Source organism: Caminicella sporogenes DSM 14501 (assembly GCF_900142285.1).
GTDB lineage: Bacteria > Bacillota > Clostridia > Peptostreptococcales > Caminicellaceae > Caminicella > Caminicella sporogenes.
The window spans coordinates 19,036-32,288 of sequence record NZ_FRAJ01000003.1; the positions used below are offsets into that span (position 1 = coordinate 19,036).

The following is a 13,253-nucleotide window of genomic DNA, read 5'->3' on the forward strand; positions in this document are numbered from 1 at the left end:
ATATAGATTATAATAAATATAGATATATTTTCTATGTTAATATGTATTATTAATCATTATTTTAATAATAATAAACTATATCCAAAGATAAAAAGGAGGGTGTAATTTGTTAAAAAGGTTAAATTCTATAGAGATTGCTAAATCAGTTAGATTGCATACTATTAAATCTGATAAATTTAAAACATATTTGATAGGAATATATATGCAAAGACCGCTTTCTAATGAAGAAGCTGCAAAAAATGCTTTGTTATCACAAATACTCACAAAGGCAACAAAAACATATCCCAATTTTTTAGACTTGAATAAAAAACTAGAAAATTTATATGGTACTATAGTTAACAGTGATATTGCTAAAAAAGGTGAAAAACAGATTATTCAATTTAAAATGCAAATTTCAGATGTAAACCATATATGCGATAAAAATATTGTAAATGAGTGCTTAAAAATATTTAATGAAATTATAAATGAACCCGCAGTAGAAAATGGCAGTTTTATTGAAAAATATTTTAGGCAAGAAAAAGAAAATCTTAAGGAAAAAATAAAGAGTAGAATTAACGATAAGAGGAAATATGCTGTTGACAGATGTATTGAAGAAATGTGCAAAGATGAACCTTTTAGCATTTATGAATATGGAAATTTAGATGAGTTAGAAAAAATTGACAATGACACATTGTTCAGCCACTATCAAAATGTATTAGAAACTTCTCCAATAGATATATTTTTTATAGGAGATATAGATGAAGAAACATCTAGAAAATTAATATCTGAGAATTTTGATTTCAAAAGAGGAGATATAATAGATATTCCAAGAGAAAATATTAAGAAGGAAACTTATGTAAAAGAAGTAGAAGATAATCTAAATGTAAATCAAGGAAAATTAACTATTGGTTATAGGACAAATATTCCTTATGAAAGTGAATTATATGAAAGTTCGATACTTTTTTCTAGTATACTTGGAGGAGGACCTAATTCAAAGCTTTTTCAAAATGTAAGAGAAAAAAAGAGTTTATGCTATTATATATATTCTAAAATAGATAAATTTAAATCTATTATGCTTATAAGTAGTGGAATAGAATTTGATAATTTTGATAAGACAAAAAAATTAATTATAGATGAAGTTAAAAAGCTTCAAGATGGAAAATTTACTGAAGATGACATTGAAATAGCTAAAAAATCTATTATTACTTCTATAAAATCATTATCAGATAGTCCAAATATGCTTATAGATTTTTATTTTTCACAAACTTTAAGTGGTGTTAGTGAAGATTTAGATGGTATAATTGCAAAAATACAAAGAGTAAAAAAAGACTCAATTATTGAGGCAGGAAAAAAATTCAAATTAGATACAATTTATTTCCTAAATAAAAATAGGGAGGAAAGAAAATGATTTTTAAAGAAATACATAGTTCAATGCTAAATGAAAAAATGTATAAAATAAAACTTGATAACGGTTTAGATATATTTATAATACCTAAAAAAAATTTTACTAAAAAGTATGCAATATTTGGAACTAGATACGGTTCTATTGATAATAAATTTAAGTTGCCGGGTGAAAATGCAGCTATAGAGATGCCAGAAGGAATAGCTCATTTTTTGGAACATAAACTGTTTGAAAGCGAAGAAGGCGGTGTGTTTAATAGATTTTCTAAACTTGGTTCAAATGTAAATGCATATACAAATTTTAATTCTACATGCTATTTGTTTTCATGTACAGATAAATTCTATGAGAATTTAAGTATTTTAGTTGACTTTGTACAATCTCCATATTTAACTGATGAAAATGTTGAAAAAGAAAAAGGGATTATAGAACAGGAAATACGAATGTATGAAGATAATCCAAATTGGAAAGTATTTTTTAATGCATTAAAGGGTTTATATAAAGAACATCCGGTAAGAGTAGATATTGCTGGAACAGTTGAAAGCATATATAAAATAACAAAAGAAGATTTATATAAATGCTATAATACTTTTTATGTTCCAAACAATATGATGATTTGTATAGTTGGAGATGTAGACAAAGATGAAACCATTTCTACTATTGAAAAAAATTTGAAAGAAAGTTTTAAAAAACTAGAGGGAAATGTAGAAAGAATTCTGCCAAAAGAAGATGAAAATATTAATATGAAAAAAATAGAAGAAAATCTTTCTGTATCTATGCCTTTATTTAATATAGCTTTTAAAGATAATAATATTGGTTTAAAAAATAAAGAGCTACTTGAAAAAGATATACAAACAAAAATCATATTAGATATGCTCTTTGGAAAGAGTTCAAATTTATATAAAAAGCTGTATGATGACGGTCTTATAAATGAAAATTTTGAAAATGAATATACTTTTGATATAACTTATGGACATTCAATGATAGGTGGAGAATCCAAAGAACCTAAAAAAGTTTATGATATGATTTGCAGTGAAATAGACAAAATAAAAAAAGAAGGGTTAAATTCTAAAGATTTTGAGAGAGTTAAGAAAAAAATGATAGGTCAGCATATAATGTATTACAATTCAGTTGAATTTATTGCAAACATGTTTACTTCCTATTACTTTAAAGGTATAAATCTGTTTGATTATATTGATGTATTAAATAAAATGAATATTGAAGAAGTATCTAGTCGTTTTGAAAAACACTTTGATATTGAAAAAAGTGTTATATCAATTATAAATCCTAATTAATTTGACTTATATTTATATTGTAATTATAATAAAACTAGGTTGCCTATTGGCAACCTCATATTATTTAATAGGGAGTGACGAATTTGAATCCGGTAGCATTTAAAATATTTGGTATTTCTGTGAGATGGTATGGCATTTTGATTTCTTTTGGAATGCTCTTAGGAACTCTTTTGGCTGTAAGAGAATCCAGAAGAGTAAATATTGATGAAAATAAATTGATTGATTTGATTTTAGTTGTAATTCCATGTGCTATAATTGGTGCAAGGCTTTATTATGTAATTTTTAATTGGAGTTATTATAATGGAGATATAATGAAGATTATAAATATAAGAGAAGGCGGTTTAGCTATACATGGAGGGGTAATAGCTGGATTTATATCGGGATATTTATTTACTAAGTATAATAAACTCAGCTTTTGGAAAATAGCAGATATAATTGCTCCAAGTTTAATATTAGGACAATCGATAGGGAGATGGGGTAATTTTATTAACAAAGAAGCTTATGGTAGACCTACAAATTTACCGTGGGCTATAACAGTTGATGGTGTAAAGGTGCATCCAACATTTTTATATGAATCACTTTGGGATTTTGCTATATTCATATTTTTAATGAAATATAGAAAAAATAAAAAATTTGATGGGGAAGTTTTTTATTTTTATATTATATTATATTCGATAGGAAGATTTTTTATTGAGGGTTTAAGAATTGATAGTCTAATGCTTGGACCGTTTAGAGTTGCTCAGCTTTTGAGCCTAGCTCTTATAGTTATATTTACATATTTATTAATTAAAAGGCGTAAAAAAGAAAATTTGTAATATAATTGAAAAGATATTGTAACTTTATTTTTCTTGACAAATTATGGCATGTGTATTATCATTTTTACATATTAATTATATGTGAGGTTGTAAAAAAAAATACTTTGAGGTGGTAATGTGTCGCAGTTTGATTTTCCTAAAAAAGATATAAGTATTTTACGGAAAGAATTGCAGATTTTGAGTGAGCAAGTTGATGACATATCAAGATTAACTAAATTAAGCAGCAAAATAGACGAAATGATTAGTACAAAGATGAAAGAGAATATTAAAAAAACTATTACTCATTAAACGGGAATATACTTTTAAATAGTTAATATCCTAACTATAATCAGTTGGGATATTTTTGTTTTTTGAAAAATAGTACTATAGTTTTAAAAAAATATTTATTTTTAAGAAGGAATACCTCATTTGCTATCGAAATAATGATATAGTGGGTTAAAGTGGGTTAAAGTGGATTAAGTTCCACTGTAATGGAGTGGGATATATGTTTATAGGAGAGTATATACATACTATTGATAATAAAGGTCGGATAAATATTCCATCTAAATTTAGAGAAAAATTGAGTGAAAGATTTTTTATAACAAAAGGTCTTGATAATTGTCTTTTTGTATTTCCAGAAAGTGAATGGAATATATTTGAAGAGAAATTAAAGAGATTACCTCTAACAAACAGAAATGCAAGGGCATTTGTTAGGCTATTTTTTTCTGGAGCAACGCAGTGTAGTATAGATAAACAGGGAAGAGTTACTATTCCGCAAAATCTTCGTGAATACGGCAAACTGGAAAAGGAAATAGCTATTATAGGTGTATCTACTAGAATAGAAATTTGGAGTAAAGATATTTGGGATGATTATAATAATTCTGCGAATATTAGTTATGATGAAATAGCTGAAAAAATGGCTGAATTAGGAATATAGGAAGGAAGATAAAAATGGATTTTAAGCATATTACAGTTTTACTTAAAGAAACGATTGAAAATTTAAATATAAAACCAGATGGCATATATGTTGATGGAACACTTGGAGGTGGAGGTCATTCTGAATTGATTTGTTCACATTTAAACAATGAAGGACTGCTTATAGCAATAGATCAAGATGAAGATGCAATAACTGCTTCAAGACTCAAATTAAAAAGATTTGAATCTAATATAAAATTTGTTCATGATAATTTTTCTAATATAAAGAATATATTAAATAGTTTAGGAATTGATAAAATAAATGGAATAGTTCTTGATTTGGGAGTATCGTCATATCAACTAGATAAAGGCGATAGAGGTTTTTCTTATATGCATGATGCAAAGCTTGATATGAGAATGGATAAGAGTAAAAACTTTACTGCTGAAGATGTTGTAAATACGTATTCAGAAGAAAAGCTTGAAAATATTATAAGATTGTATGGAGAAGAAAAGTGGGCATCGAGAATAGCAAACTTTATAGTACGAGAGAGAAAAAAGAAAAAAATAGAAAGAACAGGAGAGTTAGTTGAGATAATAAAAAGTGCAATACCAGCTAAGGCAAGAAGAAGTGGACCTCATCCTGCAAAGCGTACTTTTCAGGCAATACGTATTGAAGTCAATAATGAATTAAATATATTAGAAGATACGATAAAAGATGTAGTAGAGTTTTTAGAAGTTGGTGGAAGAATTTGTATAATAACTTTTCATTCTCTTGAAGATAGAATAATAAAGAATACTTTTAAAAAGCTTAGTAGAGGATGTATCTGTCCGCCAGATTTTCCAATTTGTACGTGTAATAATAAGAGTAAACTGAAAATTATTACAAAGAAGCCTATATTTCCATCGGAAAGAGAAATAGAATTAAATCCTCGTTCAAGAAGTGCAAAATTGAGAGTTGCTGAAAGGATTTAGTTCTAAAGAAAAGGGGGAGAGAATAAGTTGTTAGTAGCTAAAAAAAAATATCATTATGATTATAATATAGATAAAAATTTTAAATTAAATTCAGATAAACCTGAGAGTAATAAAAAAGCAAGTAAAAATACTAGAAAAGATACAATAAGAAAGGTAAATGCAATTGTATATGTATTATTGGTATCATTAATATTTTTTCTGATTTTATACAGGCATGCACATATTTCTGAAACTAAATATAGAATAAATGTGCTAAATAGACAGATTAACAAGTTAGAAAGAGAACTTCAAGATTTAAAAGCTGAGTTTGATAGAAAAACGAGGTCTGAAATAATTGAACAAAAAGCAATAAAAGAACTTCATATGCAGTATCCTCAATATTCTCAAATAGTTTTTTTGACTGTAGATGATAATCTAGATTTATCATCTACAGATGAAAAAAACATAAATGCAAAGTTAGATCAAAAGGATAAACAAAGTAACAAAAAATTTTCTTATTTAAAAAAAACATTAAAAAAGTTATACTCTTTATTAGATTAATATTCTTAAGGAGGATTTGGTTTGGCTAATCCAAGCATTACAAATAAAAAAAGGCTTGTTCTTGCATTGTTTTTTGTATGTTTTGTATTTACATTTTTAATTCTTAGATTGGGTTGGATACAAATTGTAAATAGTGAAAAGTATAGGATTTATGCAGTTAGACAGCAAACTAGAGATGTTCCAATACCAGCAAAACGTGGAACAATTTACGATAGAAATGGAAAAGAATTAGCTACAAGTATTACTACATATACAGTATGGGCTACACCTTCAGAAATTAAATCTGATGAAGTTACGGCAAAGAGTTTATCTGATATTTTGGGAATTGAAAAAGATGAAATTTATAAAAAAATAAGTAATAAAAAATCTGGACTTGTTAAAATAGCTAAATGGATAGATAAAGAAAAAGCAGATAAGATTAGAAAAGAAAAATTAAGAGGAATTAGAATAGCAGAAGATAATAAAAGATATTATCCTTATGGAAATTTTGCTTCTTACATATTAGGGCATACAACAGATGATAATAGAGGGTTAGTAGGTGTAGAACTTCAATATGATAAAGTTTTAAGTGGACTGCCGGGAAGATGGATTAAAAATACAGATGCTGCCGGCAGACAGCTTCCATATGGAATAGAAAAATACTACAAACCTGAAAACGGATTAAATTTAGTGCTTACAATAGATGAAGTAATTCAGCATTTTGCGGAAAAAGCAGTTGAAAATGCTTTAGCTACTACAAAATCTAAAAGAGTAATGGCTATCGTTATGGAACCTAAGACAGGGGATATTTTAGCTATGGCTGTTAAGCCAGATTATGACCCTAATAATCCAAGAGTTCCATTAGATAAGGCAGAAAAGGAAAGATATAAAACTTTAAGTATAAATGAAAAACAGAAATTATGGAATAAAATGTGGAGAAATCCTATAGTGAGCGATACATATGAACCGGGTTCAACTTTTAAACTAATTACATCAGCAGCAGGTTTAGAAGAAGGAGTAGTTGAACCAAATTCACCTTTTTATTCACCGGGGTATGCAATTGTAGCTGGGCATAAAATTAAATGCTGGAGATATTATAGACCACATGGACATGAAACGTTCACTGAAGCTGTACAAAATTCATGTAACCCTGTTTTTATTGAGGTAGCTCAGAGATTGGGACTTGATAAATTTTACAAATACCTTAACGCTTTTGGATTTACTGAAAAAACAGGTATTGATTTACCGGGAGAAAGTAATGCTATAGTTAGAAATAAGAAAAATATAGGACCAGTTGAACTTGCTACAATGTCATTTGGACATGGTATATCAGTAACTCCTATACAGCTTATAACTGCTATTTCTGCAGTAGCTAACGATGGTAAACTGATGCAGCCAAGAATAGTAAAAGAATTGACAGATGATGCAGGAAATGTAATACACAGATATGAACCTAGATTTGTAAGACAGGTTTTATCTGAAAAAACTGCAAGAGAATTGAGAATGATTATGGAAAAAGTAGTTACTGACGGTTCTGGAAAAAAGGCATATGTTCCTGGTTTTAGAGTTGGAGGAAAAACTGGAACAGCTGAAAAAATTATAAATGGCAGATATTCAAAGGGAAGTGTTTATTCATCATTTGTTGCAATTGCCCCTGTAAATGACCCTAAAATAACGGTGCTGGTTATTTGTGATGAACCTCAGGGAATTCATTTTGGTAGTTTAACAGCAGCACCCGTAGCAGGTGAAATAATCAGAGATACTTTAAGATATTTAGAAGTAGAGCCTCAATATAATGAAGAAGAAAAAGCTAAATTTGAAAGAAAAGATGTTGTTGTACCTGAAGTGAGAAGTTTAACGCTATCTGAAGCTTCAAAAATACTGTCAAAAAATAATTTGGATTTTGGTACAGAACCAATAAGTGCTAAAGAACCAAATATGATAGTTGTAGATCAGTTTCCTAATCCGGGTGCAAAAGTACCTGAAAAATCTATGGTAATATTATATTTAAAAAAGAGAGAATAAAATCAACTAGATTTAGAAAGTGTGATATAATATAATCGATTTGCTAGGAAAAGAGGCAATTTAAATTAAGTATACAGCTTAATTTAAATTGCCTTTTAGTAAGTTGTATATAGAAAAACTTTTATTTTAAGGAGAGGTATACATATGAATTTAAAAGAAATATTGATTGATATTGAATTTGATAAAATATTTGGGGATAAATTTGTAAAAGTCGATGGAATATGCTATGACTCTAGAAAAGTTGAAAAAAATTACTTGTTTGTATGTATTGAAGGATTTAAAACTGATGGACATAAATATATAAAAAATGCCATTGACAAAGGTGCAAGTGCAGTAGTTATTGAAAAGATAACAGAAGATATTGAAAAATATATCGAAGAGAATAATGTAGTTTTTGTTAAAGTAAATAATAGTAGAAAAGCTCTTTCAAAAATTGCTTCTAATTTTTATAAAAATCCGAGTAAAAAACTAAAAGTTATAGGAGTAACAGGAACGAATGGTAAGACTTCTATTACTCACCTTATAAATACTATACTTAGAGAAAATAATTACAAGTGTGGGTTAATAGGAACGATACAGAATGAAATATCTGGAAAAGTATATAAAACGAGTAGAACAACTCCAGAAGCAGTAGAACTTCACAATTTATTTAATGAAATGGTTCAAAACAAAGTAGATGTATGTACTATGGAAGTTTCTTCTCATTCTTTAGATTTGCATAGAGTAGATGATGTAAATTTCAATATAGGAATATTTACAAATTTAACAGAAGACCATTTGGATTATCATAAAGATATGAGAAGTTATAAAAATGCAAAGATTAAGTTGTTTTATAAAACTTCAGATGTGAATATAATTAATATAGATGATAAATATGGAAAAGAAATTTATGATGAAATAAAAAAGATTAATACAAAAATATTGACATATGGATTAAACAGTAGATGTGATATTTATGCTAAAGATATTGATATGAAGGATTCATTTTCAAGTTTTACTTTAATTACTCCAAAATATTCAGGTAGAATTAGAATAAATATACCGGGATTATTTTCAATATATAATATACTTGCTTCAATATCTGCATGTTATTCATTAGGTTTAAATTATGAACAGATTTTAAAAGGTGTTAATTCTATAAAACCAGTTAGAGGAAGATTTGAACTTGTAGAAAATGATAGAGGGATAAAAGTTATAGTAGATTACGCACATACTCCTGATGCATTGAGAAATGTACTTAGTACTATCAAAGGATTTGTAAGAGGAAAAATTATAACTGTATTTGGATGTGGTGGAGAAAGAGATAGTGCTAAAAGACCTGTTATGGGAAAAATAGCTACTGAATTATCTGATTATGTTATAATTACAAATGACAATCCAAGAGGTGAAAAGGAAGATAAAATAATAAATGACATACTCAAAGGAATAGATTTTAATGAAAAATATACTGTAATCAAAGATAGATATGAAGCTATAAAAAAAGCGTTAGAATTTGCAAATAAAGATGATGTTGTCCTTATAGCTGGAAAAGGACACGAAACATATCAGATTATTGGAGATAGAGTTTATGATTTTAATGATAAAGCTGTAGCTGAAGAAATATTAAGGAGGTAATATGTTTGGAAATAAGTATAAAAGATATACTTTCTGCAACAGGTGGGGAAATTTTATCTGGAAATGAAAATTTGATAATAAGTGGTATATCAATAGATTCTAGAAAAATAAAAGAAGGATATTTGTTTATACCTATTATAGGACAAAGATTCGATGGACATATGTTTATAGAAGATGCTTTTTCTTTAGGTGCAGTAGCAGCTTTAACTAGTAGAGATTTAGATATAAAAATAAGCGAAGACAAAACTATAATAAAAGTTGATGATACATTGAAATCGTTACAAAAAATAGCACAGTTTCTTTTAAAAAAAACTGATATTCCAGTTGTAGCTGTAACTGGGAGTACAGGAAAAACTACAACTAAGGAATTTATAAGCAGTGTTTTATCTGAAAAATATAAAATTCTTAAAAATGAAGGAAATTTTAATAATCATATAGGACTTCCTCTTACTATTTTAAAATTAAAAAAAGAACATGATATAGCTGTTTTGGAAATGGGAATGAGCAACAGAGGAGAGATAGATGTTCTTTCGAAGCTTACAAAACCTAAAATTGGTATAATAACAAATATTGGAATATCACATATAGAAAATTTAGGTTCTAGAAAAGCAATTTTTAAGGCAAAAATGGAAATAGCTAATTATATGGATAAAAATTCAATTTTAATTGTTAATGGAGATGATGATTTTTTAGGTACTTTGAAAAAAAGTGAATTTGATTTTAAAATATTTTCAGTTGGTTTTAAGAAGACAAATGATATATATGTTGAAAAGATAATAAATTCAAATACAAATGAAGTAGAATTTTTAGTGTGTATAGAAAATAAATCGTTTAATTTTAAAATAAAAGTACCGGGAATACATAATGTTTACAATGCACTTTTTGCAATTGCAGTTGGTGTAGTTTTTAAAATACCTATTGATGATATAATTAAAGGTTTAAAAAAATATAAAGGCAGTAAAATGAGATTAAATATATTTAAAACATCTAAAGGAATAACAGTTATTAATGATTGTTATAATGCGAGTCCAGATTCAATGAAGGCAGCTTTAGAAATTCTTAAAAACATTGAAGGTAAAAGAAAAATAGCAGTACTTGGAGATATGTTTGAGATGGGTGAGTATTCAGAAAGTGCACATAGTGAAGTTGGAAAAATGGTAGTAGAAAAGAATATAGATTTACTTATAACAGTTGGAAAAGAGTCAAGAATGATTGCTAAAACTGCTATTGAAAAAGGTTTGAAATCAGAAAGAGTTTTTACAGCAGAAAAAAATGATACAGCAATTAATTTAATTAAAGATATAATAAAACAAGATGATGTTATATTAGTAAAAGGTTCTAGAGGCATGAAAATGGAGGAAATAGTACATTTTTTACAAGAGAGGAGTTAAATTAAATGATACAGTATAAACAGCTAATGATTACAATTGGTATATCGTTTTTTATTGCATTAATATTAGGACCGATAGTTATACCTATACTTCAAAAACTTAAAGCAGGACAGAGTATTAGACATGAAGGACCTAAAACCCACTATTCTAAAGCGGGAACTCCTACAATAGGTGGTATTATTATAATTGCAGCAGTGTTTATAACTACAATTTCTTCTGGAAGATTAAATACAGATTTATATATTGTAATGTTTGCAACATTAGCTTTTGGATTTATTGGCTTTATTGATGACTTTATTAAAGTAGTCTTAAAACGCAATTTAGGTCTTAAAGCTTATCAAAAGTTAATCGGGCAGGTTTTAATAGCTATTGGTATTGCTGTATATCAGGCTAAAATATCGAGTTATGGAACGCAAATATTAATACCTTTTTTCAATAAGCATTATTTAGATTTGGGAATATTATATATACCTTACATAGTTTTTGTAGTAGTTGCTACTACTAACAGTGTAAATTTAACAGATGGATTAGATGGTCTTGCTGCAGGTGTTACTTTAATTGTTTCTTCATTTTTTAGTTTAGTAGCTTTAAATTGGGGGTATCCAAGTATTGCAGTATTTTGTGGAGCTTTAACAGGAGCTTGTTTAGGGTTTTTAAAATTTAATGCACATCCTGCAAAAGTATTTATGGGAGATACAGGTTCTATGGCATTAGGAGGAGCAATAGCTTCTGTAGCTATATTAATGAATTTGACTTTATTTATTCCCATAGTTGGCGGGATATATTTTGCTGAAGCACTATCTGTAATCATTCAAGTTATTTCGTTTAAGCTGACAGGTAAAAGAGTATTTAAGATGAGTCCACTTCATCATCATTTTGAATTGTGTGGTTGGAAAGAAACTAAGGTAGTTATAGTTTTTTGGAGTGTTACATTAATTTTATGTATAATAGGATTATATGCACTTAAGTAAATAAGGCGGTGATTATATGGATTTAAAAGATAAAAAGGTTTTAGTTGTAGGTATGGCTAAATCAGGAATTCATACTGTAAAAATATTAAACAAATTAGGAGCTAAGATAACTGTCAATGATATAAAGAAAGAAAATGAACTTGGTGAAATTTTAAGTGAAATAAAAAATATTTGCAGTGATTTTATTTTAGGTAAACATCCTGAAAATATTGATAAATTTGACCTTATAATACTTAGCCCCGGAGTTCCTACAGACATTGAATTTGTAAAAAGAGCAAAAGAAAAGAAGATTCCTATAATTGGAGAATTAGAATTAGCATATAGACTTAGCAAAGGCAAATATATAGCTATTACAGGAACTAATGGAAAAACAACAACTACTGCTTTAACTGGTGAAATTTTTAAAAGTGCTGGATTTGAAACTTTTATCGTTGGAAATATAGGAATAGCTGCAATTTCAAAAGCTTTAGAAACTGATGAAAATTCAGTACTAGTTACAGAAGTTAGCAGTTTTCAGCTTGAAACGATAAAAGATTTCAAACCTAAAATCTCTGCAATATTAAATATTACGCCTGATCATTTAAACAGACATAAAACTATGGAAAATTATATTGAAGCAAAGACTAGAATTTTTATGAATCAAAATAGTAGTGATGATATTGTTGTACTTAATTATGATAATATTGAAACTAGAAATTTATCAAAAAAGGTTAAGTGCAAAACAGTATTTTTTAGTAGGAGAGAAAAACTTGATGAAGGAGTATTTGTTGAAAATGAATATATTGTCGTTAAATTAGATGGAAATGAAGAATATATATGTAAAGTTGATGAAATATATATACCGGGAAATCATAATTTAGAAAATGCTTTAGCAGCAGTAGCTATATCTTACAGCTATGGGATAAAAAAGGAAATAATGCAGAAAATTTTAAGAGAATTTAAAGGCGTAGAACATAGATTGGAATTCGTAGATGAAATTGACGGTATAAAATTTTACAATGATTCAAAAGGAACAAATCCTGATGCATCTATTAAAGCTATAGAAGCTTTAAAAGGACCTCTTGTTTTAATTGCCGGGGGAATGGATAAAGGAAGTAGTTTTGATGAATTTATAGATTCATTTAAAGGAAAGGTTAAAACATTAATACTTTTAGGAGAAACATCAAATAAAATTAAAGAAACGGCAATTAAAAAGGGTTTTAACAATATCTTTTTGGTAAACAATATGCAAGAAGCTGTTACAAGAGCATTTAATGAAGCACAAAAAAACGATATTGTATTATTATCTCCGGCATGTGCTAGTTGGGATATGTACAAGAATTTTGAATATAGGGGAAGACATTTTAAAGATTGTGTATACAATTTGAGGAGGTCATAAA

Annotated in this window: 12 protein-coding genes; all 12 read left to right on the top strand. The window is 27.6% G+C overall.

The annotated features are described in order from the left end of the window. Positions 1–106 precede the first annotated feature (106 nt). The 12 genes from yfmF to murD all read left to right on the top strand — a co-directional run bounded on the left by yfmF (position 107) and on the right by murD (position 13,252). Positions 107–1,387 carry an EF-P 5-aminopentanol modification-associated protein YfmF gene (gene yfmF / locus BUA90_RS00120; RefSeq protein ID WP_094756643.1) on the top strand — a complete coding sequence of 427 codons (1,281 nt, stop codon included), beginning with the start codon at positions 107–109 and terminating at the stop codon, positions 1,385–1,387. Further along, complete coding sequence (gene yfmH / locus BUA90_RS00125; RefSeq protein ID WP_072965336.1) at positions 1,384–2,673, top strand: EF-P 5-aminopentanol modification-associated protein YfmH; 1,290 nt, start codon at positions 1,384–1,386, stop codon at positions 2,671–2,673. The genes yfmF and yfmH overlap by 4 nt, the downstream gene beginning before the upstream one ends. An 83-nt stretch (positions 2,674–2,756) precedes the next feature. Beyond that, entirely contained in the window at positions 2,757–3,488 is a 732-nt protein-coding gene (gene lgt / locus BUA90_RS00130; protein ID WP_072965337.1) for a prolipoprotein diacylglyceryl transferase, read from the top strand. 117 nt (positions 3,489–3,605) lie between these two features. Next, on the top strand, positions 3,606–3,776 hold the full coding sequence (locus BUA90_RS12320) for a hypothetical protein (RefSeq protein WP_159429976.1): 171 nt from the start codon (positions 3,606–3,608) through the stop codon (positions 3,774–3,776). A 196-nt stretch (positions 3,777–3,972) separates the two neighbouring features. After that, positions 3,973–4,404 carry a division/cell wall cluster transcriptional repressor MraZ gene (gene mraZ / locus BUA90_RS00135; RefSeq protein WP_072965338.1) on the top strand — a complete coding sequence of 144 codons (432 nt, stop codon included), beginning with the start codon at positions 3,973–3,975 and terminating at the stop codon, positions 4,402–4,404. A 14-nt stretch (positions 4,405–4,418) separates the two neighbouring features. After that, complete coding sequence (gene rsmH / locus BUA90_RS00140) at positions 4,419–5,354, top strand: 16S rRNA (cytosine(1402)-N(4))-methyltransferase RsmH (protein ID WP_072965339.1); 936 nt, start codon at positions 4,419–4,421, stop codon at positions 5,352–5,354. Positions 5,355–5,381: 27 nt separating this feature from the next. Then, complete coding sequence (locus tag BUA90_RS00145; RefSeq protein WP_072965340.1) at positions 5,382–5,894, top strand: FtsB/FtsL family cell division protein; 513 nt, start codon at positions 5,382–5,384, stop codon at positions 5,892–5,894. Between the two features lie 21 nt (positions 5,895–5,915). Then, on the top strand, positions 5,916–7,898 hold the full coding sequence (locus tag BUA90_RS00150; protein WP_072965341.1) for a stage V sporulation protein D: 1,983 nt from the start codon (positions 5,916–5,918) through the stop codon (positions 7,896–7,898). Between the two features lie 144 nt (positions 7,899–8,042). Then, a complete protein-coding gene (locus BUA90_RS00155; protein ID WP_072965342.1) occupies positions 8,043–9,512 on the top strand; it encodes a UDP-N-acetylmuramoyl-L-alanyl-D-glutamate--2,6-diaminopimelate ligase in 1,470 nt (489 codons plus the stop codon). Between the two features lie 5 nt (positions 9,513–9,517). After that, complete coding sequence (locus BUA90_RS00160) at positions 9,518–10,903, top strand: UDP-N-acetylmuramoyl-tripeptide--D-alanyl-D-alanine ligase (RefSeq protein WP_072965343.1); 1,386 nt, start codon at positions 9,518–9,520, stop codon at positions 10,901–10,903. 5 nt (positions 10,904–10,908) lie between these two features. Then, on the top strand, positions 10,909–11,874 hold the full coding sequence (gene mraY / locus BUA90_RS00165; RefSeq protein ID WP_072965344.1) for a phospho-N-acetylmuramoyl-pentapeptide-transferase: 966 nt from the start codon (positions 10,909–10,911) through the stop codon (positions 11,872–11,874). A gap of 16 nt (positions 11,875–11,890) precedes the next feature. Then, positions 11,891–13,252: a UDP-N-acetylmuramoyl-L-alanine--D-glutamate ligase gene (murD, locus tag BUA90_RS00170; RefSeq protein ID WP_072965345.1), complete on the top strand. Its 1,362-nt coding sequence runs from the start codon at positions 11,891–11,893 to the stop codon at positions 13,250–13,252. Position 13,253: the final 1 nt, after the last annotated feature.

What these genes read in the sequence shown, in the direction of transcription:
- yfmH (WP_072965336.1), top strand. Translation starts at nt 1,384, where the DNA reads ATGATTTTTAAAGAAATACATAGTTCAATGCTAAATGAAAAAATGTAT.
- mraZ (WP_072965338.1), top strand. Translation starts at nt 3,973, where the DNA reads ATGTTTATAGGAGAGTATATACATACTATTGATAATAAAGGTCGGATA.
- rsmH (WP_072965339.1), top strand. Translation starts at nt 4,419, where the DNA reads ATGGATTTTAAGCATATTACAGTTTTACTTAAAGAAACGATTGAAAAT.
- BUA90_RS00155 (WP_072965342.1), top strand. Translation starts at nt 8,043, where the DNA reads ATGAATTTAAAAGAAATATTGATTGATATTGAATTTGATAAAATATTT.
- mraY (WP_072965344.1), top strand. Translation starts at nt 10,909, where the DNA reads ATGATACAGTATAAACAGCTAATGATTACAATTGGTATATCGTTTTTT.
- murD (WP_072965345.1), top strand. Translation starts at nt 11,891, where the DNA reads ATGGATTTAAAAGATAAAAAGGTTTTAGTTGTAGGTATGGCTAAATCA.